The sequence below is a fragment of the Robiginitalea insularis genome, assembly GCF_052497835.1.
Genome location: NZ_CP199296.1, coordinates 1,826,295 through 1,848,683, shown reverse-complemented (window position 1 = coordinate 1,848,683; position 22,389 = coordinate 1,826,295). Strand labels below are relative to the sequence as shown.

The 22,389-nt window shown below is 47.8% G+C and carries 22 protein-coding genes; 15 read left to right on the top strand and 7 right to left on the bottom strand.

Translation table 11 applies throughout. The features are described from left to right. The first annotated feature begins 68 nt into the window (after window positions 1–68). From ACT6NV_RS08430 to ACT6NV_RS08415, 4 genes are read left to right on the top strand one after another with little or no spacing between them, the layout of a single operon-like run. Window positions 69–1,373: an NAD(P)/FAD-dependent oxidoreductase gene (locus tag ACT6NV_RS08430; RefSeq protein WP_445386681.1), complete on the top strand. Its 1,305-nt coding sequence runs from the start codon at window positions 69–71 to the stop codon at window positions 1,371–1,373. After that, window positions 1,370–2,953, top strand: a complete 1,584-nt coding sequence (locus ACT6NV_RS08425) for a 4Fe-4S binding protein (protein WP_445384040.1) — start codon at window positions 1,370–1,372, stop codon at window positions 2,951–2,953. The genes ACT6NV_RS08430 and ACT6NV_RS08425 overlap by 4 nt, the downstream gene beginning before the upstream one ends. A 43-nt stretch (window positions 2,954–2,996) precedes the next feature. Continuing rightward, window positions 2,997–3,686, top strand: coding sequence for a glycosyltransferase family 2 protein (locus ACT6NV_RS08420; protein ID WP_445384039.1), 690 nt, complete (start codon window positions 2,997–2,999; stop codon window positions 3,684–3,686). A gap of 2 nt (window positions 3,687–3,688) precedes the next feature. Then, complete coding sequence (locus ACT6NV_RS08415; protein ID WP_445384038.1) at window positions 3,689–5,173, top strand: cellulose synthase family protein; 1,485 nt, start codon at window positions 3,689–3,691, stop codon at window positions 5,171–5,173. Window positions 5,174–5,181: 8 nt separating this feature from the next. Here the strand turns inward: ACT6NV_RS08415 and ACT6NV_RS08410 are convergent, their stop codons facing one another. Further along, a complete protein-coding gene (locus tag ACT6NV_RS08410; RefSeq protein WP_445384037.1) occupies window positions 5,182–5,691 on the bottom strand; it encodes a VOC family protein in 510 nt (169 codons plus the stop codon). A 137-nt stretch (window positions 5,692–5,828) separates the two neighbouring features. Here ACT6NV_RS08410 and ACT6NV_RS08405 point away from each other — a divergent pair, with 137 nt between their 5' ends. The 10 genes from ACT6NV_RS08405 (at window position 5,829) to argH (ending at window position 16,234) form a co-directional block, all read left to right on the top strand. Then, window positions 5,829–7,190: a mannosyltransferase gene (locus ACT6NV_RS08405; protein ID WP_445384036.1), complete on the top strand. Its 1,362-nt coding sequence runs from the start codon at window positions 5,829–5,831 to the stop codon at window positions 7,188–7,190. Window positions 7,191–7,398: 208 nt separating this feature from the next. Beyond that, window positions 7,399–8,013 (top strand): GNAT family N-acetyltransferase, encoded by a 615-nt coding sequence (locus ACT6NV_RS08400; protein ID WP_445384035.1) that lies wholly within the window; start codon window positions 7,399–7,401, stop codon window positions 8,011–8,013. Further along, on the top strand, window positions 8,013–9,200 hold the full coding sequence (locus ACT6NV_RS08395) for an argininosuccinate synthase (RefSeq protein ID WP_445384034.1): 1,188 nt from the start codon (window positions 8,013–8,015) through the stop codon (window positions 9,198–9,200). The genes ACT6NV_RS08400 and ACT6NV_RS08395 overlap by 1 nt, the downstream gene beginning before the upstream one ends. After that, window positions 9,197–10,171: an N-acetyl-gamma-glutamyl-phosphate reductase gene (argC, locus tag ACT6NV_RS08390; protein ID WP_445384033.1), complete on the top strand. Its 975-nt coding sequence runs from the start codon at window positions 9,197–9,199 to the stop codon at window positions 10,169–10,171. The genes ACT6NV_RS08395 and argC overlap by 4 nt, the downstream gene beginning before the upstream one ends. Window positions 10,172–10,198: 27 nt before the next feature. After that, entirely contained in the window at window positions 10,199–10,993 is a 795-nt protein-coding gene (gene proC, locus ACT6NV_RS08385; RefSeq protein WP_445384032.1) for a pyrroline-5-carboxylate reductase, read from the top strand. Window positions 10,994–10,995: 2 nt separating this feature from the next. Next, on the top strand, window positions 10,996–12,123 hold the full coding sequence (locus ACT6NV_RS08380) for an aspartate aminotransferase family protein (protein ID WP_445384031.1): 1,128 nt from the start codon (window positions 10,996–10,998) through the stop codon (window positions 12,121–12,123). Further along, entirely contained in the window at window positions 12,120–13,064 is a 945-nt protein-coding gene (locus tag ACT6NV_RS08375) for an acetylornithine carbamoyltransferase (RefSeq protein ID WP_445384030.1), read from the top strand. Before ACT6NV_RS08380 ends, ACT6NV_RS08375 begins: the two co-directional genes overlap by 4 nt. Next, window positions 13,061–13,840 carry an acetylglutamate kinase gene (gene argB, locus ACT6NV_RS08370; RefSeq protein WP_445384029.1) on the top strand — a complete coding sequence of 260 codons (780 nt, stop codon included), beginning with the start codon at window positions 13,061–13,063 and terminating at the stop codon, window positions 13,838–13,840. Before ACT6NV_RS08375 ends, argB begins: the two co-directional genes overlap by 4 nt. Beyond that, window positions 13,837–14,916, top strand: coding sequence for a M20 family metallo-hydrolase (locus ACT6NV_RS08365; protein ID WP_445384028.1), 1,080 nt, complete (start codon window positions 13,837–13,839; stop codon window positions 14,914–14,916). The genes argB and ACT6NV_RS08365 overlap by 4 nt, the downstream gene beginning before the upstream one ends. Window positions 14,917–14,947: 31 nt before the next feature. Then, a complete protein-coding gene (gene argH / locus ACT6NV_RS08360) occupies window positions 14,948–16,234 on the top strand; it encodes an argininosuccinate lyase (RefSeq protein ID WP_445384027.1) in 1,287 nt (428 codons plus the stop codon). 7 nt (window positions 16,235–16,241) lie between these two features. Here the strand turns inward: argH and ACT6NV_RS08355 are convergent, their stop codons facing one another. The 5 genes from ACT6NV_RS08355 to ACT6NV_RS08335 form a co-directional block, all read right to left on the bottom strand. Continuing rightward, window positions 16,242–17,123, bottom strand: a complete 882-nt coding sequence (locus ACT6NV_RS08355) for a pseudouridine synthase (protein WP_445384026.1) — start codon at window positions 17,121–17,123, stop codon at window positions 16,242–16,244. A 29-nt stretch (window positions 17,124–17,152) separates the two neighbouring features. Continuing rightward, entirely contained in the window at window positions 17,153–18,115 is a 963-nt protein-coding gene (locus ACT6NV_RS08350; protein WP_445384025.1) for a carbon-nitrogen hydrolase family protein, read from the bottom strand. Then, window positions 18,112–19,017 (bottom strand): geranylgeranylglycerol-phosphate geranylgeranyltransferase, encoded by a 906-nt coding sequence (locus ACT6NV_RS08345; protein WP_445384024.1) that lies wholly within the window; start codon window positions 19,015–19,017, stop codon window positions 18,112–18,114. The genes ACT6NV_RS08350 and ACT6NV_RS08345 overlap by 4 nt, the downstream gene beginning before the upstream one ends. A gap of 11 nt (window positions 19,018–19,028) precedes the next feature. Continuing rightward, complete coding sequence (locus tag ACT6NV_RS08340) at window positions 19,029–19,967, bottom strand: mevalonate kinase family protein (RefSeq protein WP_445384023.1); 939 nt, start codon at window positions 19,965–19,967, stop codon at window positions 19,029–19,031. Between the two features lie 151 nt (window positions 19,968–20,118). Next, window positions 20,119–21,201, bottom strand: coding sequence for a diphosphomevalonate/mevalonate 3,5-bisphosphate decarboxylase family protein (locus tag ACT6NV_RS08335; RefSeq protein ID WP_445384022.1), 1,083 nt, complete (start codon window positions 21,199–21,201; stop codon window positions 20,119–20,121). A 75-nt stretch (window positions 21,202–21,276) separates the two neighbouring features. On the opposite strand from ACT6NV_RS08335, the gene ACT6NV_RS08330 reads away from it, so the two are divergent. After that, a complete protein-coding gene (locus tag ACT6NV_RS08330; protein WP_445384021.1) occupies window positions 21,277–21,759 on the top strand; it encodes a TspO/MBR family protein in 483 nt (160 codons plus the stop codon). Here ACT6NV_RS08330 and ACT6NV_RS08325 read toward each other — a convergent pair. Next, complete coding sequence (locus tag ACT6NV_RS08325; protein ID WP_445384020.1) at window positions 21,756–22,316, bottom strand: DUF1697 domain-containing protein; 561 nt, start codon at window positions 22,314–22,316, stop codon at window positions 21,756–21,758. The two genes, ACT6NV_RS08330 and ACT6NV_RS08325, sit on opposite strands and share 4 nt — an antisense overlap. Window positions 22,317–22,389 lie beyond the last annotated feature (73 nt).

Genomic DNA, 22,389 nt, shown 5'->3' with positions numbered 1-22,389 from the left:
GATTCTAAATTAAAAGGTTCTGTTAAGTTTGTAAATTGACTCCGACCGAGCTTTAGAAGCAACAGCCAATTATGCACATATTAATCATTGGGAACGGAATTTCGGGGATCACTGCCGCCAGGCACATTCGAAAACTGTCGGATTACCGGATCACTGTGGTTTCGGCCGAATCGGATCACTTCTTCTCCCGAACTGCCCTGATGTACATCTACATGGGGCATATGAAATTTGAGCACACCAAGCCCTATGAAGACCATTTCTGGAAAAAGAACCGTATTGAACTGCTCAGGGACCGGGTAAAAAGCATCAACTTTGAAAAAAAGGCTGCCCTCCTGGACTCCGGATCCTCCCTGTCCTACGACAGGCTGATTCTGGCAACCGGGTCAAAACCCAACCTTTTCGGATGGCCGGGACAGGACCTGGAGGGGGTTAGGGGGCTCTATTCCAAGCAGGACCTCGAATATCTGGAACAACAGGCACCTGATAAGCACAAATGTAAAAGGGCCGTTATTGTGGGAGGCGGGCTCATTGGGATAGAATTGGCGGAAATGCTGAGAAGCCGCGAGATCCCGGTAAGCTTTTTGGTCCGGGAAAGCAGTTTCTGGAATGGTGTACTGCCATCCGGGGAATCCGAAATGATCAATGAACACATACGAGAGCACCATATTGACTTAAAGCTGGATACCAATCTGCTAGAAATCCTGCCGGATGAAAACGGGCATTGCAGGGCGGTGATTACTGACAAAGGGGAAACCATAGACTGCGATTATGTGGGCCTCACCGCAGGAGTCAGCCCGAATATATCCTTCCTGAAGGATTCCGGGATAGGGCTTGGGAAAGGAATTTTGGTAAACCGGTATCTGGAAACGAATATTCCGGATGTCTTTGCCATAGGGGATTGCGCCGAACAAAAGGAGCCCATAGGCCAGCGCCGTCCGGTGGAAGCTGTTTGGTATACCGGACGTATGATGGGCGAGACCGTAGCGCATACTATTTGTGGCAACAAACGGGAGTACCGGCCGGGGCATTGGTTTAATTCGGCTAAATTCCTTGATATAGAGTACCAGACCTACGGCTGGGTATTCAGTGAGGAGCGAAAATCCGAGGAGGCAATGCATTTTCACTGGAGGCATCCTAAAGAAAAAATCTGTCTGACGCTCGCCTATCACAAGGACAACAGGGAACTTCTGGGATTGAATACTTTTGGAATTCGAATGCGGCATGACGTTTTGGATACCTGGTTATCTCAAAAAATCTCTATTGAAAAAGCGGTAGAAAACCTGCGGAGTGCAAACTTCGACCCTGAATGGTACAAACGGTATGAATCCGACATACAGGCTGCCTTCCGAAAACAACAACCCATTGAAATATGAGTGATTACCAATCCATGGCCCTGGGATCAGGACCTCCAAAAAGCCTCAACACCTCCCAACGTCTGGCGGTTTTCATTGGGTTCGCTGGCTTATTTATAATGGCTCTGTCTGGCTTTGGTCTGGATTTCCCGAACCGTGCAGCCTGGCTCTTTGCCTCACTGCTAAGCATTCTGGTAGGTGTAGTGTGGTTCAGCCGCGAGGCCTATAAAGGAATACCCAAGGGAATAAAGAACAACGGCGTATGGTTTAAATCCGTTTCAGCCCGGGGAATCTTGGGTTGGGCAACCGGTATTATGCTCACAGGGTTTTATATTGTCCTGTACTTTTACCCGCAATACCTCGGTCTGGTTGCCGATGGCCCGAACAAAGGGCTCATTTCACTCTTTGATCCGCTTAGCCGGGCCTTAAGCGGTAACCCCGCGAGCCAATGGTTTGTTTACGGTACGCTTTACACGCTTGCCATCCTGGCATTCGGAATTAAATTTATATGGAAATACAGGCACAACCGCTACGAGGTGATCCGGACCCTCAGTGTTGTGTTTTTCCAGACTGCCTTCGCCTTTATCATCCCGGAAATTATGGCCAGGCTCAATGGCGATTTACCCTATTACGACCTTAAGAATATCTGGCCGCTTAACTACTACAATTTTGAGCGCTACAGAATAAATGCCTTCATTGATGCCGGGGATATAGGGCTTGCCATGCTCATTTTCGGAGTTGCCTCAATCCTGGTTATAACCCCTGTACTGACCTATTTTTACGGAAAAAGATGGTATTGTTCCTGGGTTTGCGGTTGCGGCGGGCTGGCGGAAACTGCAGGGGATTCGTTCCGCCATCTCAGTGACAAAAGCACCTTTGCCTGGAAAGTGGAAAGATGGGTGGTGCATTCCGTACTTGTTTTTGTAGTCTTAATGACCACGGCAGTGGTTTATTCATACCTGGGCCCGGATAACTCAAAATACTGGCTGAGCAAATCCCAGTTCCTTATTGGCGTTGGTTCGCTGCTCACCCTAATATTCGCCCTGGTAATGCTCTTCAAACGCGATCAGCTCAAAAAGGATGCGCGTTATGGAGCTGTCGGTTACTTTGTAATCATCCTGGGTCTGCTGGCCTTCCATTTTATAGGCGATTCGCAACACGTCTTCCTGTTTAAATCCGAAACCCTCAGAAAATCGTACAGCTTTCTTATCGGAAGTATCTTCTCAGGGGTAATCGGCACGGGCTTTTATCCAATCTTCGGGAACCGGGTTTGGTGCCGTTTTGGTTGTCCGATGGCGGCTATCCTCGGACTGCAGCAACGCCTGTTCTCGCGTTTTAGAATAACTACCAACGGCGGACAGTGTATCTCCTGTGGGAATTGTTCCACTTATTGCGAGATGGGAATAGATGTAAGGGCCTATGCGCAAAAAGGAGCCAATATTGTCCGGGCCAGTTGTGTGGGTTGCGGTATCTGCTCTGCAGTTTGCCCCAGAGGGGTTCTCAAGCTTGAAAACGGACCCCTTCCCGGCCGTATTAATAGCCAGGAGGTCCTTCTGGGAAATGATGTGGACCTGATGGAACTGGTAAATAAATCTTCCTGATATTGTTTAAAGTTTTACTTCTTTTGCAGCAGATTTCATCTCTATGAAGAACATCAAGCTGATTATTCCCGCTCATAATGAGGCTGCGTCCATCGGTTTGGTATTGGCTGAAGTGCCCGAAATTGTATCTGAAATCATTGTTGTTGACAATGCTTCAACGGACCAGACGGCCCGTGTGGCGGCAGATGCAGGAGCCACGGTACTCAGTGAACCCAGAAAGGGATACGGTTATGCCTGCCTGAAAGGAATTAATTACCTGTCCGAAAAATCCAAGCAACCCGATATTCTCGTATTTATGGATGGTGATTATTCGGATTATCCCGAAGACCTCCTCAAGGTGATTGCCCCCATAGACAAAAACGATTTGGATTTTGTTATCGGGGCCCGCTGCAAGGAACTCAGGGAACCCGGATCCATGACCCCGCAGCAGATCTTTGGAAACTGGTTGGCAACTTTTTTAATGCGCCTTTTATTCCGAGCCCGATTTTCGGATCTCGGACCATTCAGGGCCATTAAATTTGACGCCCTTACCAGCCTGAATATGGAAGATAAGACCTATGGATGGACTGTCGAAATGCAGTTAAAAGCCCTCAGGAAAAAACTTGCATATACCGAAGTCCCAGTTCGTTACAAAAAAAGAATTGGGGTCTCAAAAGTTTCAGGAACAGTAAAAGGTAGTATATTTGCGGGCATAAAAATTTTGGGTTGGATTTTTAAATACAGTTTTAGATAAAAATGGCAATAACAATAACGTACATCATCATCGGAATTTACAGCCTTGCGCTGCTTCTGATATTTTTCTACAGCCTTTCGCAATTGAATCTGCTGTTGAATTATCTGAGCTTCAGAAGGAGTGTTAAAGTAGCTCCTAAATTCAACTTGATGGACCCAAAGGAAATTCCCTTTGTGACCATTCAACTTCCGATCTATAATGAGGAATACGTAGTGGAGCGGCTGCTTGAAAATATTGCCAAGCTCGAATACCCTAAAAGCAAACTTGAGATTCAGGTTCTGGATGACTCCACAGACAATTCGGTAGAGCACACTGCCAGCCTTATAGAAGATTTACAGAAAACAGGCCTGGATATACAGCACATTCGCAGGGAAAACCGCGAAGGGTTTAAAGCGGGAGCCCTGAAGGAAGGCCTTAAGATTGCCAAAGGTGAGTTTATCGCCATTTTTGATGCAGACTTCCTTCCGGCTGCAGACTGGTTAAAAAAGACGGTCATCTATTTTAAGGATGAGGAAATCGGGGTGGTACAGACCCGCTGGGGGCACATCAACCGCGACTACTCTACCTTAACCAAGATACAGGCTTTTGCCCTGGATGCCCACTTTACCCTGGAGCAGGTTGGCCGAAACGCAAAGGGACACTTTATCAATTTTAACGGAACCGCTGGTATCTGGAGGAAGGAGTGTATCCTGGATGCAGGGAACTGGGAGGGAGACACCCTTACTGAAGACCTCGACCTCAGCTACCGGGCACAGCTTAAAAACTGGAAATTCAAATACCTGGAGGATGTTGAGACCCCTGCCGAACTGCCCGTTGTGATCAGTGCAGCCCGTTCACAGCAATTCCGATGGAATAAAGGTGGAGCCGAAAACTTCCGGAAAACGGTCTGGAGTGTCATCACGGCCAAAAATATCTCCTTTAAAACAAAATTTCACGGAGTTATGCACCTTTTGAACAGTTCCATGTTCTTATGTGTATTTACCGTGGCGCTTTTGAGTATCCCGATGCTCTATATCAAAAATACCTTCGGACACCTGGACTGGGTATTTGAGGTAACCAGCTTCTTTATTGTCAGTACCATCATCCTGTTTGTCTGTTACTGGTTTACGTACAAGAGTATTCAGGGAAGTAGTTTTGACAGTTTCGTGGACTATATAAAGCTCTTTTTTACCTTCTTTTCTGTAGCTTTGGGCTTTTCCCTTCACAATACGGTTGCCGTGCTGGAAGGGCATATGGGCAAGCGCAGCGAATTTGTCCGTACCCCAAAATTCAACATCAACAATATCACCGACAGCTGGAAAGGGAATAAATACCTGGCAAAGAAGTTATCGCCCAATATGATTCTGGAATTCGCCCTGATGCTGTATTTCCTCTTCGGAATGTACAGCGCCATTCCTTTGAATGATTTCGGTTTATTTCCATTCCACTTTATGCTTTTCCTGGGCTTCGGCTTTGTATTCTTTAAATCCCTTACCGCGAAGGCTTAATCTGGCACTTAATCCGGGGGGGACACCAGTTCCACAAAAACCCCGTCCGGGTCGCGTATGATAAGCACCTGGAAATTCTCCCTTTTTACCCAGCCCACAATGGGGACCTTTGCTTCTTTCAGGCGCTGGCTGACTTCCTTCAGGGAGTTGAATTGCAAGGTCAGGTAGTTCATTCCGGGATAGGTGTCTATGCCCGTCTGCCGGGGCCGCTCCCCGGTATCTTTAAAATGAACGAGTTTAACCTCACTCGCCTCGGGCCTGTCTTCCATTTTAAAAACCTTAACCTGAAAAGGCCGGTTGTTTGAAAAACCGGCTTCCCTGCTGAAAATGGAATCTGTGGTCCAGCCCCCCAATTCTTTCATCCCTATAATATTCTTGTAAAAGTTTTGGGAAATATCTATATCCGATACCACCAGTCCAACCCCTGCAACACCCAAATCTGCCGGGCTTTCCTGAGAGGGACTCCACTGAAAAATAAAAAACAGGATTGCCGTGGAAATGATTTTTGATGCGTTCATTCTGGTCGTGTTTGCGTTCTGACACTTAAAAGGTACAAAAGCATTCGCAATTTGTATGGGTTCAGAAGGGCGGTCCACTATTTGTTACCTGATTTCTCAAATTTTCCTGTTCTTTGCAAGACCAATACCCAACCGAAATGCCCAATGCGCTCTTGACCTTCTGGAACCTGCACAGGATCTCTATTCTGATGGTGCTGATCAGCCTGGGTTTTTACACAGCTTTTGGCTACGATTTGCAGCGGTCCGACTCCCTAAAACTGCTGGGGCTTTACGCCGCTCTTTTCTTTCTCTGCTACAAGCTGATTCAATTCGAGAAATGGAACTTTCGCTTCCTGGTAGTTAGTGGCGTATTGTTCCGGCTGGTGCTCTTATGGTCCCTGCCGGGGCTCTCACAAGACTTCTATCGCTTTGTGTGGGATGGGTATTTAATACTGGAGGGAATCAATCCCTATGCCTTTAAGCCGGAAGCTCTGATGGCTGGAGCAGAAAATTTATTCCCCCTGGCAAACGAACTTTTTGCAGGAATGGGGGAACTCAGCCAGCAAAATTACAGCAATTACCCTCCCTTGAATCAATATGGCTTTGCTGCAGCTGTTGCCCTGGGGGGGAAAACGCTTATGGGGTCTGTGATTGCAATGAAACTCATGATCCTGCTGGCCGATCTGGGAATCCTGTATTTTGGCCGAAAGCTTTTGAAGCAGCTTAACAGGTCTCCGCATCTGATCCTCTGGTATTTTCTGAATCCGCTGGTAATCATTGAGCTAAGTGGTAACCTGCATTTTGAAGGGGTAATGTTGTTTTTTTACGTGCTGGCAATGTTCCTGTTGTTCCGCGGGTCCTGGTTACTGGCCGCCATCCCTTATGGCCTGGCCATTAGCCTTAAACTGATCCCCCTGATGTTTTTACCGCTCTTCCTTCCTTTTCTCGGTTTACGCAAGAGTCCGGTATTTTTTCTTGTAACTGCCGGGGTTGTCCTGGCCTGTTTGTATCCGCTCTATTTCCCTGATTTCGCCTCGCATTACAGCCAAACCCTGCGGCTGTGGTTTTCAAATTTCGAGTTTAATGCCAGCCTCTACAATCTCAGCGAGGCTTTATTTACAGGAGAAGATCTGAGGGCCTGGGAATACATACGGATCTACGGGAAATATATTCCATTTCTGACCCTGCTAACCAGCCTGGCGGTATCCCTTTATCCTAAAATTAAAACCCGTGGCGGTTTTATCGGAGGCTCACTTCTGATCCTTTGTGTTTACTTTTTTACAGCCGCCGTGGTACATCCCTGGTATATTATTTTCCCTTTGTTGCTGGGCATTTTTTCGGACTTCCGATTTGTTCTGGTATGGTCGGCAACCGTAGTTTTGAGTTATACCGCTTATGCGAACAGCCCTGTGGAGGAGAGCAGTTTTGTTTTAATTATTGAGTATTCTGCAGTTTTCGCCTTTATCATTTATGAATTATTCAGAAATAAACGCTTTCGATTACCCATCCTTAAAAATTAATGATTTCAGGAGGCTACTCCAATTATATTTGTACATTTGATTGATATGAGGAATATTATTCTTTCTGAAAACCCCGGCAGCTTCCTGTCTGCAACCCCTCGTTTACGCCGCCGCCCGTAAGGGTGTACTGTATCTTTGGAATTAGGTGAGTCCATTTCCGCAAAACCGTTTCACATAAATCTTATCAATAATCAATAATCAATTGGCAATGAACATAATTGTTGCTGATGCTTCACATATTAAATACGCACAGGTAATCTGCGATACCATTGCCGAATCTGCCAAGGTTCGCGGGACAGGGATTGCAAAACGAAGCCCGGAATATATTATTCAAAGGCTGAAAAACGGCAATGCCATCATCGCCCTTGACGGAGATACCTTTGCAGGCTTTTGCTATATTGAAGTATGGGGGCATCAAAAATATGTTGCAAATTCCGGATTGATCGTTCACCCGGATTACCGTAACCAGGGGCTCGCCAAGCGAATTAAAAAAGCCATTTTCGATCTTTCCAAATCGAAATTCCCAGACGCGAAAATATTCGGTATCACCACCGGTCTGGCTGTAATGAAGATGAATTACGAGCTGGGCTACCAACCCGTTACCTTTTCGGAACTGACCGATGACCCAGAATTCTGGAAAGGGTGTCAGACCTGTAAAAACTTCGATATCCTGACGCGGACAGAACAAAAAATGTGCCTGTGTACGGGTATGCTATACGACCCGGCCAAAAATAAACAGCCACAAAAAAAAGCAATCAATAAGAAATCCTTTGAACGGCTCAAAAGTATTAAAGAAGCCCTTTTATTAAAGAAGAAGAAATAATGGAAAAATTAGTTTTAGCCTATAGCGGTGGCCTGGACACTTCCTATTGCGCCCATTCCCTTTCCCATCAGCAGGGGTTTGAAGTGCATGCCGTTACCGTAAATACCGGCGGGTTTGACCCCGCAGAGCTGGAGGAAATCGAAACAAAGGCCCTGGCACTTGGTGCGCATTCCTATAAGGCGGTAGATGCAGTACAGACCTTTTACGAAAAGGTAGTAAGGTACCTGATCTATGGAAATGTGCTACGCAACAACACCTATCCATTGTCCGTAAGTGCGGAGCGCATTGTACAGGCCATAGAAATTGCCAATTATGCGAAATCGCTGGGGGCTAAATACATCGCTCATGGCAGCACGGGAGCCGGCAATGATCAGGTCCGCTTTGATATGATCTTTCAGATCCTCGCCCCTGAAATAGAGATTATAACCCCTATCAGAGATCAGCAATTATCCAGAGAAGCCGAAATAAGCTACCTGCAGGAACACGGAATCTCCTATAGCTGGGAAAAGGCTAAATATTCCATAAACAAAGGCCTTTGGGGGACCTCCGTGGGAGGGGTTGAGACGCTGGGATCAAAACTGGCCCTGCCGGAAGAGGCCTACCCCAGCCAGTTAAAAGTAAAGGAGCCCGTTCAAATCCGGCTGGGATTTCGGAATGGCGAATTGCATTCCCTTGATGGCGAGCAGGCAGATCCGGTAAGTATTATCCTTAAACTGGAGGAAATTGCCTCCGCTTATGCTATTGGCCGGGATATTCATGTTGGGGATACAATAATCGGGATTAAGGGTAGAGTCGGTTTTGAAGCTGCCTCCGCACTGATTATCATCAAAGCGCACCACCTGCTGGAAAAGCATGTGCTCAGCAAATGGCAACAATTCCAAAAGGAGCAACTTGCAAATTTTTACGGGATGCTCCTGCACGAAGGGCAGTACCTGGATGAGGTAATGCGAAACATTGAAGCCTTTATGGAGAGTTCACAGCAGTACGTAAGCGGGGAGGTTTATATTAAACTGCTCCCCTACCGTTTTGAGCTGCAGGGGATTTCTTCAGAAAACGACCTCATGAATCCTTCTTTTGGGAGTTATGGGGAAATGAACAAAGGATGGAGTGCAGCTGAAGCAAAAGGTTTTATCAAGTTGCTTTCCAATTCCGGGAAGATTGCACAGGAAATACATTCGGACTCATGATAACTACAGGTATAATTGGTGGCTCGGGCTACACCGGCGGGGAACTGATCCGCTTGCTGCTTCACCACCCTTGGGCTAGCTTGAAATTTGTATACAGTACCACGCGGGCAGGAAAACCCCTCAGTAGCGCACATGCAGACCTGCTGGGACAGACCGATCTGCTCTTTACTGATCAGCCGGATCCTGATGTGGATGTGGTCTTCCTTTGCCTGGGGCACGGAAATTCCAAAGAATTCCTGAAGGGCAGGAAATTTTCAGATAAGACCCGCATCATAGACCTCAGCAATGATTTTCGCCTGGCGGCAGACCGGCATTTTCAGGGAATGGACTTTGTATACGGCCTGCCGGAATTGAATAAGGAACGTATTAAAAAGACCGGGTATTTGGCCAATCCGGGCTGCTTTGCCACGGCTATTCAACTTTCACTTTTACCCCTGGCCAGTTCCGGATTGCTGCAAGACACCGTTCACGTTCATGCCCTTACCGGCAGTACCGGGGCCGGGATCAGCCCATCGGAAACAACGCATTTTAGCTGGCGCGACAACAATATTTCCTGGTACAAGCCTTTTACACACCAGCACCTGGGTGAGATAAACGAAAGCCTTAAAAGCTTGCAGCCCGATGCTGCAAAACTCTTATTTCTTCCCATAAGGGGTAATTTCAGCCGGGGAATTTTTTCGACTGCCACTACGCGGGTTAAAGCACCTTTGGAAGAGATCAGGAAGATGTACGCGGATTATTATAAGGATGCCCCATTCACCCATGTTTCAGTGGAGTCCCTCCACCTCAAGGCGGTGGTGAATACGAATCAGGCCTACCTGCACCTGCTCAAGCACGAAGATCAATTGCTGGTCACAGCCGTAATCGACAACCTTTTAAAAGGGGCCTCCGGACAGGCCGTGCAAAACATGAACCTAATGTTCGGACTACATGAAGCAGCAGGCCTTCAACTTAAAGCCAGTGCATTTTAAAAGCAGACACTAATTAAAGCAAAAGAGATGAAAATAGCCATAATAGGAGCCGGAAACCTTGGTCTTTCCATTGCAACAGGCATCTTGCACAGCGATGGTGCCACCTCCATGTATTTGACCCGGCGGAATCTGGAATCGCTGCAGGAGTTCGCATCCTATGGAAATGTAAAAATAAGTTCTGATAACCCTCAGGCGGTTCGCGAATCGGATATCCTGATTTTTGCTGTGCAGCCGGGGCATTTTGCCGGCATCCTTGAATCCATAAAGGAACTGCTCACCGAAAAACACGTGATCATATCCACCATTACAGGCTTTAGTATTGAAAAGATCGAAGCGATCATTGGCGTGGAAAATTATATCATTCGCGCCATGCCTAATACGGCCATCTCGGTGGGCAAGTCCATGACCTGTCTTTGCAGTAATCAAAAAGGTGAAAAACGCCTGAAACTGGCGCAGTCCATCTTTAACAGGATGGGGCATTCCCTTGTAATCCCTGAAAGCCAGATGCAGGCGGCCACGGTAATTTGTGCCAGCGGGATCGCCTTCTGGATGCGCCTGATAAGGGCAACTACCCAGGGTGCCATACAGCTCGGTTTCGATGCGGCGGAAGCACAGGAACTTGCTATGCACACCTGTGGGGGCGCTGCTGAATTGCTTATTAGCTCGGGCAGGCATCCGGAAGAAGAAATAGACCGGGTTACCACCCCCATGGGATGTACTATAGAAGGCCTGAACGAAATGGAGCACCAGGGCCTGAGTTCTTCTCTGATCAAGGGGATTATTACTTCTTTTGACAAAATCTCACAAATCCGAAAAGGCTGACTATGGAACTATTTGAGGTATACCCGCTATACGATATTTGCCCGCAAAGTGCCAGGGGGTGTTGGGTTACTGCCGATGATGGTAAGGAATACCTGGACCTTTACGGAGGGCATGCCGTTATTTCCATCGGGCATTCACATCCGCATTTCGTGTCTAAGCTGCAGGAGCAACTGGCCAAAATGGCCTTCTACAGCAATTCCGTAAAAAACCCGCTTCAACAGGAGCTGGCTTCTAAATTAGGGACCCTTTCAGGATGTGAGGACTATCAGCTCTTCCTTTGTAATTCGGGAGCCGAGGCGAATGAAAATGCCCTGAAACTGGCCTCCTTCCATACGGGGAAATCAAAGGTGATTGCATTCAAAAACAGCTTTCACGGGCGCACCTCTGCCGCCGTAGCAGCAACAGATAACCCTGCCATAATTGCCCCGCTCAACGCTCAGCACCAGGTAGAACTATTACCTCTAAACGATATAGAACAGCTAAAAACAGCCCTGCAAAAAGAGGATGTCTGTGCCGTTATCCTGGAAGGGATACAGGGCGTTGGTGGCCTCGATATGGCCACCCCTGAATTTTATAAAGCAGCCGATAAACTTTGCAGGAAGCACGGAGCCGTATTAATTGCGGATGAAGTCCAGGCGGGATTTGGAAGGAGTGGAAGATTTTTTTCTTTTCAACACTCAACGGCCAGGCCGGGCATCATCAGTATGGCTAAGGGGATGGGGAATGGCTTCCCGGTTGGGGGCATCCTTATACATAAAGACATTAAGGCTTCCCACGGCCTGCTGGGAACCACCTTTGGCGGCAACCACCTGGCCTGCGTGGCCTCAATAGCCGTATTGGATACAATCAAAAATGAAAACCTGATCTCCCACGCAGCTCAGATGGAGACCTGGTTCAGGAAACAGGCGACTGAATTTGAGGCTGTAAAAGAGGTAAAGGGCAGGGGGCTGATGCTGGGCCTGAGATTTGACTTTGAGGTTGCTGACCTCAGAAAAAGGCTGATCTTTAATCAGCGAATATTTACAGGCAGCGCCAAAGACAAAAAGGTACTGCGCATCCTTCCCCCTTTAAACATAACCAAACAAGAATTCGAATTGTTTTTCAGGGCGCTTAAAACAGAATTGGAATGAATCATTTCAGAAGTATAGAAGATATCCGGGATTTTGAGCAGTGGCTGCTGCTCGGGGAGAAGATCAGGGAAAATCCAGGTTTGTTTCAAAAACAGGGCCGGGGTAAAACCATCTGCCTGTTGTTCTTTAACAACAGCCTGCGTACACGGCTCAGCACCCAAAAGGCGGCAAAGGATCTCGGGATGGAGGTGATGACTATGAATTTCGGGACAGAGGGCTGGATGCTGGAGTTTGAAGACGGTACCCGCATGGATGGCAATAAGGCCGAACATATCCGGGAGGCAGCGGCAGTTGTGGGGCTGTATGCAGATATAATTGGTATTCGTGCCTTTGCAGGCCTGAAGGACCGCAATAAGGACCTGGCGGAAGAGACGCTTCTGGGTTTTGTGCGTTATTCAGGGGTTCCCATTCTGAACCTGGAAAGTGCCAACGGTCACCCCCTGCAGGCCCTGGCCGATTCGCTGACCATTCACGCGAACAGGACCAAACCCAAACCAAAAGTAGTGCTCTCCTGGGCTCCCCATCCGAGGGCTTTACCACAGGCAGTTCCCAACTCCTTTGTTAACGCCATGCGAAAAATGGATGTTGAATTACACATTACCCACCCCAAAGGCTATGAATTGAACCCGGATTTAGTAGGAAGATATTCCCCAGTTTACGAACAGGAAGAAGCATTGCAGGGAGCAGATTTTGTATATGTCAAAAACTGGAGCAGTTTTACGCAATATGGACAAGTCCTGTCACAGGATGCAAGCTGGATGATGACCCCTGAGAAACTGGGTTCGGCCCGCTTTATGCATTGCCTTCCACTGAGACGAAATGTGGTGGTATCGGATGAGGTCCTCAACGGCCCAAACAGCCTTGTCTTTGAACAGGCTGCCAACAGGGTGGTTTCAGCCAAACTGGCTCTTTTATATCTTCTGGAAGCCATGAATCCATGAAAGAAAAAGTTACAATAGTCAAAATTGGAGGGGCTTTACTGGAGGATCCCGATCAGCTGGAAGCCTTCTGTGTCGCTTTTTTACAATTGGCAGGCCGGAAAATAATCGTGCACGGAGGCGGGCAGAAGGCTTCTTCCCTCAGCCGGAGTCTTGGTTTTGAGCCCCTTATGGTAGAGGGCAGGAGGATTACAGATGCAAAAAGCCTGGAAGCAGCCGTTATGGCCTACGCCGGATGGGCGAACAAACACCTGGTCTCCAGGCTACAGGCAAAGGGATGCAATGCCCTGGGGGTAAGTGGTGCTGACGGGGACCTGATCCGGGCCGGCAAACGACCTGTAGGGTCAATAGATTATGGATTTGTTGGGGATATTCGTTCTGTAAATACAAAAAGTCTGAAGGCACTGCTGCAGGCTGGTTTTGTTCCCTGTTTTTGTGCACTAACCCATGACGGGGCAGGGCAGCTCCTCAATACGAATGCCGATACCATAGCCGCCGAACTGGCCATTGCCCTGAGTTCGGAATACCGAAGTAAGCTTTACTATTGTTTTGACAAAGCCGGGGTCCTCGCTGATATTGAAGACGAAAATAGCCTGATACGTACTATCGACAGGAAAACCTATGAGGAACTCTCCCAAAGCCGGAAGATTGCATCCGGGATGATCCCCAAGCTTCACAATTGTTTCCACGCCCTGCAGGAAGGAGTGGAAAGGGTTTTTATTGGCTCTGAACAAATGCTCTCCTCCCCGGAATCACCTAAAACAGAAATTACGCTATGAGTCAGATAGAAGATCTTACAGAAAAGGCGATAAGCCTGTTGAAGCAACTTATTGAAACGCCTTCATTTTCCGGAGAAGAACAGCATACCGCAGATTGTATTGCCGCCTGGCTTGAAGCTGCAGGGATTCCCTTTAAAAGGAGTAAGAACAACATTTACGCTTTTAATGCAGATTACAATGCAAAGAAGCCCAATCTATTGCTGAACTCACACCACGATACGGTTCGCCCCAATGACGCCTATACCCGCGACCCCTTTAAGGCTGAAATTTCAGATGGTAAATTATTCGGTCTGGGAAGTAATGATGCAGGGGGCTGCCTGGTTTCCCTGCTGGCCTGTTTCGCTTACTGGTATCCCAGAAAAGACCTTTCACATAACCTGATCCTGGTCGCTTCTGCCGAAGAGGAAAATTCCGGGCCAAACGGGCTGAACAGCATGCTGAAAATACTGCCTGAGATCGATGTGGCCATTGTAGGGGAGCCTACTTTACTGGAACTCGCCATTGCGGAGAAAGGCCTGGTTATTTTTGATGGTACCGTAAAAGGTACCCCATCCCATGCAGCCCATCCCAATCCCAACAATGCCATTTACAATTCTATCGAAGTCCTTAAATGGTTTCGGGATTATGAATTTTCAAAGGTTTCTGAGGTGTTGGGCCCTGTAAAAATGACGGTTACCCAGATAAGTGCAGGTACACAGCACAATGTGGTCCCTGCCAAGGTAGACCTGGTGGTGGATGTTCGGGTTAATGATTGTTATTCCAATAAAGAAATCGCTGAAATCCTGAAGCGGGAAGCTCCCTGTGAGCTTAAGGTGCGATCGCTGCGGTTGAATTCTTCCTCCATAGACAGGGAACACCCTCTGGTACAGGCCGGGATTGGCCTGGGAAAGGGCACTTACGGTTCCCCCACGCTTTCCGATCAGGCTGCACTGAGCTGTCCTTCGCTGAAATTAGGGCCCGGAGACAGTACCCGTTCGCATTCTGCGGATGAATTTATTTATCTTGAAGAAATTCAACAGGGAGTCCGGCTCTATATAACAATGCTCGAAAAATTTTTAATCCCGAAAAAACACTAATATATAAGCGGGAAAACAAAAAGATACCATTATGAAGTTATGGGACAAAGGAAGTAGTCCGGATTACAAAACGGACCTGTTTACGGTTGGCAATGACAGGGAACTGGACCTGGTTCTGGTCAAATACGACCTGCTGGCCTCAAGGGCGCACGCCAAAATGCTGGGCCATACCGGGCTGATCAGCAAGGAAGAAATGCTTGCCCTGGTTGCCGAACTGGACCTGATGCTGCAGGAGGCAGCAGATGGAAAATTTAGCATTGAGGAGTCTTTCGAGGACATGCATTCCAAAATCGAATACCTCCTGATTGAGAAACTGGGGGATACGGGGAAAAAAATCCATACGGCCCGCTCCAGGAATGACCAGGTGCTGGTGGCACTGCAACTGTATATCAAGGCTGAACTTACCTCAATTTCGGATTTGGTATCCAGTCTTTTTGATAGTCTGTTGGGGCTGGCCGAAACACATAAAGCTGTTTTAATGCCCGGGTACACCCACCTGCAGGTTGCAATGCCCTCCTCATTTGGGCTTTGGTTTTCGGCCTACGCGGAAAGCCTGATAGATGATATTTATTTCCTGAGGGCAGCAGTAAGGGTTGCCGATCAGAACCCGCTTGGGAGTGCAGCCGGCTATGGAAGCTCTTTTCCGATTAACAGGGAGTTTACTACCAGGGAACTGCATTTCAGCACCATGAAATACAACGTGGTGGCAGCCCAGATGGGCCGGGGCAAAGTAGAACGGGCAGCCGCCACAGCACTTTCTGCCATTGCCGCAACCCTTGGAAAATTTGCGACGGATATTTGCCTCTACCTGAGCCAGAATTTCGGGTTTATTGCTTTTCCGGACAGCCTTACTACGGGCAGCAGTATAATGCCGCACAAAAAAAATCCTGATATTTTTGAGTTGATCCGTGCCAAATGCAACCTGATTCAGGCTGTCCCCACCCAGCTCAGCCGGCTCTCCGCCAATCTGCCCAGCGGGTACCACCGGGATTTCCAACTGACCAAGGAGGTATTGCTTCCCGCGGTTGAACAACTGAAGGCCTGCCTCGAAATGATGCACACCAGCCTGAAGCAAATAGAAGTCAAAAAGAATATACTCGAAGATTCCAAATACGATTACCTCTTCAGCGTAGATACGCTCAATGAAATGGTCCTGAACGGGGTTCCCTTCAGGGATGCTTATAAAAAAATGGGTGCGGCAATTGAGGCGGGCACTTTCAGGCCCGTAAGAGACGCCAAACATACTCATGAAGGAAGCCTTGGAAACCTATGCCTCGAAGAAATACGCCTGAAAATGGATGCAGCACTTTCCGGCTAATAACAGGCTACTGAATCATCCCCAGGTTAATTACTTCCTGCTGGGTTAAATGCCGCCAATGCCCCCTGGGAAGGTCTTTCTTGGTCAAACCTGCGAATACAACCCGGTCCAGTTTAACAACCTTGTAGCCCAGGTGTTCAAATATGCGCCTTACAATGCGGTTCCTGCCACTGTGTATTTCCACACCTACCTCCCGTTTGGGACTCCCGTCTACATAACTGACTTCATCTACCTGTATACGGCCGTCTTCCAGTTCCAATCCCTCTTTCAGCAGCTGCATATCGGAAGATTTAAAGTTTTTATCCAATTCCACGTGATAGATCTTACGAACCCCGTGTTTGGGATGTGTCAGTTTTTTGGCCAAATCCCCATCGTTGGTAAAGAGCAGCAGGCCAGTAGTATTCCGGTCTAATCGTCCTACTGGCAGCAATCTGGAGGCGCTGGCCTTGGAAACCAGTTCCATCACGGTGCGCCTTCCTTTTTCATCCCGGGTGGTGGTGATAAAATTCTTAGGTTTATTGAGCAGTACGTATTCTTTTTTCTCCCGTTTAAGCAATCGGCCGTCGAACCGAACTTCGTCATCCTTGCTGACTTTAAAGCCCATTTCCGTTACCGCCTTCCCGTTTACTGTTACATTCCCTGCGGCGATATAGGTGTCAGCCTCCCTACGGGAACAAACCCCGGAATTGGCAATATATTTATTCAGGCGGATCAGGCCATCGGAAGCCTGTATGTTTTTATCTGTGGAACGAATGGGCGCATTACCCCTGGAATAGCTTTTCTTGCGGAAGGTGCCACCCTGTCTGCCGGATGCCTTGCGATCACTGTTCCCCCCTGTGGATTGTCTCCCGGAGGTTTTCCTCCCTTTGTTCCCTTCCGATCTGCTCATAAATACTTTTTGACAAAGGTATGAAATTGCTACTCCTTCTCAGGGTTGATCTCAAGAATAGATTGACGGGAGGTGTTTACCGTCAATCGGGTAACATCCGGCCTGCTGTAATGTCCTGAGGGATCAAAATTCTGGCGTTCTTCAAAGATGCGTTCCAGGGAGAGGCTGGCCGTAAATATGCCGTCCTCATCCGTTCGGGGTTCCATAACCCACTCTCCATCCGGGCCGGCAATGCAGGAACCGCCATTGGAGAGAATTGCAGGGGCCTTCTCTAAAATTTCCTGAACAAAAGGCGTGTCTTTGGGAAAATCTTCCTTTCGCATCAGCGCCGATGCGGAAATCACATAGGAGCGGGACTCCCTTGCGATAAATCGTGTGATGTCCCGGGTGTTGTAATCGCTGCCGGGCCAAACGGCAATGTGCACATTCTCCCCCTGTCCGTACAGGGCAGTGCGTGCCAGTGGCATCCAGTTTTCCCAGCAATTCAGGCCTCCGACCCCAAATGATTTCAGCGGATGAACCTTCAGCCCGTTCCCATCCCCGGGGGACCAGGTAAGGCGCTCATCATAAGTGGGTTGTAATTTGCGGTGCACGGAACATACAGCTCCTTCAGTATTGATATAGACCAGGGAACAGTAAAGGCTGTGAGAACCACGGTCAACAGGGCGCTCAACGATTCCCAGGTATACCGCCATCCGATACCTGGCTGCATGTTCACATATAGGCTTGAGATCTCCGGCTTCAGGGCTTATGGCATTGGCCAAATAGTGGGCATGCAAGGCCTTGTTGATTTTAGTATCCCATGCCGCCCCATCCGTATAGGCCAGCCAGTATGGGTATCCCGGCCAGAGGGCTTCCCCGAAAACCAGTAGTTCTACCTGCCTGGTGGAAGCCTCTTCCATGGCCTGCAGGATGCGTTTTTCTGTAGCTGATTTATTTAGCCACACGGGTGACAATTGTGCAATCCCTACTTTCAGCTCTGCATTTTTCATAAGATTCGGTTTAAAACCAGGTCTACGTCTATCAGCAGGATGCCAAAAACCCCGGAAACAATTATAAACTTAATAATGTTGTGCAACCAGACATAGTGCTCTTTGGTGCTGGATCGCCAGAGCAAAAACAGGAAGAGCAAAAGCAAAAGGCTGCAGGCTATAAAATACAGGTACATATAGCCCACATCAAAATATCGGATCAGTAAAAAGGCAGGGATAAGGGCAAGGAGGATCAATGCAGTTATGCACCACTTTGTAAACCGGTTTCCATATCGCACCGGCAGGGTACGGTAATTCTGAGCCAGGTCTCCTGCAATATTTTCCATATCCTTGACCATTTCCCGGCTTAAAATCAGCAAAAAAAGGAAGAGGGCATGCACAAAAATTACGAGTTCGAAATTCCGGTAATAAACGAAAACAGCGAAAAAGGGCGCTATGGCGAGGGTTGCAGAAACAAAATTCCCCAGGAAAGCGATCTTTTTAAGCCGGTGGGAATACAACCAGATCCCAAAAACATAGGAAGCAAAAAATAAGGCAGCTTTAAACGAAACATAACTGGCCAATAAGACCCCTATAAAATTGAGCACAAAATAGGCGTAGATTTTGGTCCGCTGCCGCACCAGGCGGTCCAGCATGCTCTTTTGGGGTTTGTTGATCAGGTCCTTTTCCGAATCGTAAAAACTGTTGATGATATAACCCCCGGCTATAACCAGGGCCGAAGACAGGACAATGACAAATAAGTTACTGTCCAAAATAACCTCCCTGAGCGGCAGGTTGGGAGAAAGGATGTAAATGGCCGCAAGGTACTGTGCCAGTATTATAACAAGGATGTTGTAACCCCTTACGATTGAAATAAGACTAATGGTCTTAAGCAGTATAAGTCTGTTCCTCCGGTTGAGCATCCCGGGCGGCCCTAGAAGTTGTAAACCACTTCCAGCCGGTGGCCTTTAAGCGCTTTACGCGCTTTGCTGAGATCTTCTGTAAAACCCAGTATATATCCGCCACCACCTGAACCGCAAAGTTTCAGGTAATAGGCATTTGTCTCAATTCCCTGTTTCCAAAGCTGATGGAACTCTTTGGGAATCATCGGTTTGAAATGATCAAGAACCACATGGGAAAGCTGCTTGATGTTCCCAAACAGGGATTTTACATTTCCGCTGATAAAGTCTTCCACACAGGCGTCCGTATACCGGATAAACTGATCTTTGAGCACCTGCCGAAACCCTTCCTGCTTCATCTTCTCCATGAATATCTGAACCATTGGGGCTGTTTCCCCCACCATACCGCTGTCAAGCAAAAAAACGGCGCCTTTTCCCTCTGAGTGCTGGGAAGGGATGCTGGTAGATTCGATATTGTCCTGTGAATTGATCAGGATAGGCAGGCTCAGATAACTGTTTAATGGATCCAGTCCGGAAGACTTGCCGTGGAAATAAGATTCCATCCGGCCGAATATCCCTTTTAATTTCAACAGCTTCTCGCGGGTGAGATTCTCCAGCACCGTAATTTTCCCGATAGCGTAGCGGTCGTAAATAGCTGCTACAAGGGCACCGCTGCTTCCCACTCCGTAACCCTGTGGGATAGAGCTGTCAAAATACATCCCCTCTGCCAGATCTGAACGCAATAACTCCAGGTCAAAAGCCACTTCAATGCTTGTGTCCTCCTGCACCGTTTCCAGGTGCCCGGCAAAACGCTTCAGATTCTCATTTGACTTTAGGGCTGCACCACTGAGATTTTTGGACTTCTTCAATGCCCCCTTAAAAAAATTGTAAGGGATGGACAGGCCTCTGGAATCTTTAATAATTCCATACTCGCCAAAAAGCAGGATTTTTGAGTAAAACAGGGGTCCTTTCATAAACAGCAATTCTAAACGCTCACAAAAATATAAAACTTTCTTCTAAAGGTACTGTTAATATTGATAGGGTAGGTCATTTTCAATCAAATAGTTAGGAGGTGTCTATTCAACTTATCAGGGATGGTTTCCACTCGTTTAATTTCCGCCTTTACTATAATTTCCGGGACCCCTTACCCACCTGGTCACAGATGTGCTGTCCGCCTTCGCAGAAAGGCAACAAGGCTTCCCTGATAAAGGAATATACCGGACCTGCAGCGCTTTCGGGGTACAAAACATGAACATTGGCTCCCGCATCCAGGGTAAAACACAGCGGGTGACCGCTTTCCTTTCTGAAACTCCAAATCCGTTCGATGATTTCCAGGGTGCCGGGTTTCATCAGTAAAAAATACGGCATGCTGCTCATCATCATGGCGTGAAGGCTCAGGGCTTCAGACTCGACTACCGACATAAACTTTTCCAGGTCCCCGGATTTAAAAATGGGAAGAAGCTCTTCCAGATGCCTGCCTGCCTGCGAAAAACGCTGGCTGGCAAAGGGGTGCCCTTTCATAAGTCCGTGCCCCACCGAACTGCTAACTGTTTTGCGCCCTTTATCCACCAGAAGAATGGTATCCTGATAAGATTCAAACACCGGGTGAACTTCAAGGGGGTAGCGAATTCCATATAAATCGGAGCTGCCGCTGAGAGATGGATGCGATCCCCATAAAACCAAAGGTCCGAGAATACTCCGGGAGGCAGAACCTGATCCCAGCCGGGCAATAAAAGAAGCCTTGGTATGGAAATAATCCCCATCAGTTTCCGGGTATATTTCACGTTCCAAATCCATCAGGCAGAGGGCCAGGGCGGCCATACCACTCGCCGAGGAGGCAATTCCGCTGCTGTGCGGGAAGGTATTGGCAGTGCTGATCTCAAAGCGGTACTCTTGCAAAAACGGCATGTATGGCAGTATCCGATTGAAAAAGGCGCTTATCTTCGGTTTAAAATCCGGGGCCGCAAGCCCGTCCAGTAAGATCTCAAAATCCGGGGTTTTCCAGGGCTCAGAACATTTCTGGTATGTGAGTTCTGTCCGGGTAGCAGAAGCATTGAGTGTAAAGCTTACCGAAGGATTTGTTGGGAGCTGTTCCCCTTTTTTTCCCCAGTACTTGACCAGGGCAATATTACTGGGAGCTTCCCATTTAAAACGCCCTTTTTCCGGTAAATCTTCCGTTTTTTTGGCCTTGAATTCAGCTGCTGTCATATCGAGCAATTTTGGCAAAGATAAGCCTTCGCCTTTTGGCACACCTACATTCCAAAAAATTGCTAATTTAGAGAGATGCAGTTTCGCAAAAAAAATATGGTCCGCATAGGAATTGCCGTAATGGTATGCCTTTTAATTGGCTTCCTTTCAGGTTTTGCCACCCAAAGTTCAGTAGACACCTGGTATGCCGGCCTGAATAAACCCACTTTTAACCCGCCAAACTGGATCTTCGGGCCTGTCTGGACGGTCCTCTATATCCTGATGGGGGTAGCAGCCGGCCTGGTCTGGTCCCGGGGGTTTCATCACATATGGGTCAAAACCGCCCTTTACTATTTTGGCTTTCAGTTGTTGTTTAACGCTGCCTGGAGCATCGTTTTCTTTGGAATGCAGGATCCGGGTTGGGCATTGGTAATCCTCCTTGCCCTGATTGTGCTCATCGGATTTACAATCAAGTGGTTTCGAATAGTAAATAGACTGTCTGCCTATTTGATGCTCCCCTATTTACTCTGGGTGATTTTTGCCGGGATTCTCAACTATAAAATCATTGAATTGAATTAACCGGTTTGGTCTGAGGCCAGTTCAGCCAATTTCAGAAGGGTCCGGTGGTTCCGGGTACTGGCCTTTACTCCGGCCAGACGTTCCAGGTAATTATTGTTCAGTTTTGCATTTCCGTACCCCTTGTGACACTTGATGTAAAGACAATTTGCTCCCAGTGCCCACTCTTCGCTGACAATGTTTGCGGCCTTTAATTTGTCCGACACTTCCTGCCCCGGAGGGGATTTCCAGAATATATAATACAGGGAGGCCGTATCCTGCTCAACGGACTGGATAAACGGGTTTGATGCCAGAACGGATTCCCATTGCTCCGGGGAATATATCAATACAGGTATTTCTACCCCAAACTGGTCCGCAAGGGTTTTTTCAATACGGGAGGCCAGTGATGCATGGGATTCTGGCGGTGTTTTGAAAACCAGATTTCCACTTTGTATATAGGTTATCACCTCCTTAAATCCTGCCGCCTGTAACAGGGCTTTCAGATCTTTCATTTTCACCGGGTTTTTTCCGCTTACATTTATCCCTCTCAGAAGACCAATAAACACTTTTAATTGCTGCATTTGGAGACTTATAATCCTATCCAAGGTAGTGAATTGTGTATATAGGGATAAATCTGTTATTTTTAGGCAGCCC

What these genes read in the sequence shown, in the direction of transcription:
- ACT6NV_RS08355 (WP_445384026.1), bottom strand. Translation starts at nt 17,123, where the DNA reads ATGAGCAGATCGGAAGGGAACAAAGGGAGGAAAACCTCCGGGAGACAA.
- proC (WP_445384032.1), top strand. Translation starts at nt 10,199, where the DNA reads ATGAAAATAGCCATAATAGGAGCCGGAAACCTTGGTCTTTCCATTGCA.
- ACT6NV_RS08400 (WP_445384035.1), top strand. Translation starts at nt 7,399, where the DNA reads ATGAACATAATTGTTGCTGATGCTTCACATATTAAATACGCACAGGTA.
- ACT6NV_RS08325 (WP_445384020.1), bottom strand. Translation starts at nt 22,316, where the DNA reads ATGCAGCAATTAAAAGTGTTTATTGGTCTTCTGAGAGGGATAAATGTA.
- argB (WP_445384029.1), top strand. Translation starts at nt 13,061, where the DNA reads ATGAAAGAAAAAGTTACAATAGTCAAAATTGGAGGGGCTTTACTGGAG.
- ACT6NV_RS08340 (WP_445384023.1), bottom strand. Translation starts at nt 19,967, where the DNA reads ATGAAAGGACCCCTGTTTTACTCAAAAATCCTGCTTTTTGGCGAGTAT.
- ACT6NV_RS08425 (WP_445384040.1), top strand. Translation starts at nt 1,370, where the DNA reads ATGAGTGATTACCAATCCATGGCCCTGGGATCAGGACCTCCAAAAAGC.
- ACT6NV_RS08350 (WP_445384025.1), bottom strand. Translation starts at nt 18,115, where the DNA reads ATGAAAAATGCAGAGCTGAAAGTAGGGATTGCACAATTGTCACCCGTG.
- ACT6NV_RS08415 (WP_445384038.1), top strand. Translation starts at nt 3,689, where the DNA reads ATGGCAATAACAATAACGTACATCATCATCGGAATTTACAGCCTTGCG.
- ACT6NV_RS08375 (WP_445384030.1), top strand. Translation starts at nt 12,120, where the DNA reads ATGAATCATTTCAGAAGTATAGAAGATATCCGGGATTTTGAGCAGTGG.
- ACT6NV_RS08395 (WP_445384034.1), top strand. Translation starts at nt 8,013, where the DNA reads ATGGAAAAATTAGTTTTAGCCTATAGCGGTGGCCTGGACACTTCCTAT.
- ACT6NV_RS08420 (WP_445384039.1), top strand. Translation starts at nt 2,997, where the DNA reads ATGAAGAACATCAAGCTGATTATTCCCGCTCATAATGAGGCTGCGTCC.
- argC (WP_445384033.1), top strand. Translation starts at nt 9,197, where the DNA reads ATGATAACTACAGGTATAATTGGTGGCTCGGGCTACACCGGCGGGGAA.
- argH (WP_445384027.1), top strand. Translation starts at nt 14,948, where the DNA reads ATGAAGTTATGGGACAAAGGAAGTAGTCCGGATTACAAAACGGACCTG.
- ACT6NV_RS08365 (WP_445384028.1), top strand. Translation starts at nt 13,837, where the DNA reads ATGAGTCAGATAGAAGATCTTACAGAAAAGGCGATAAGCCTGTTGAAG.
- ACT6NV_RS08330 (WP_445384021.1), top strand. Translation starts at nt 21,277, where the DNA reads ATGCAGTTTCGCAAAAAAAATATGGTCCGCATAGGAATTGCCGTAATG.
- ACT6NV_RS08405 (WP_445384036.1), top strand. Translation starts at nt 5,829, where the DNA reads ATGCCCAATGCGCTCTTGACCTTCTGGAACCTGCACAGGATCTCTATT.
- ACT6NV_RS08345 (WP_445384024.1), bottom strand. Translation starts at nt 19,017, where the DNA reads ATGCTCAACCGGAGGAACAGACTTATACTGCTTAAGACCATTAGTCTT.
- ACT6NV_RS08410 (WP_445384037.1), bottom strand. Translation starts at nt 5,691, where the DNA reads ATGAACGCATCAAAAATCATTTCCACGGCAATCCTGTTTTTTATTTTT.
- ACT6NV_RS08380 (WP_445384031.1), top strand. Translation starts at nt 10,996, where the DNA reads ATGGAACTATTTGAGGTATACCCGCTATACGATATTTGCCCGCAAAGT.
- ACT6NV_RS08335 (WP_445384022.1), bottom strand. Translation starts at nt 21,201, where the DNA reads ATGACAGCAGCTGAATTCAAGGCCAAAAAAACGGAAGATTTACCGGAA.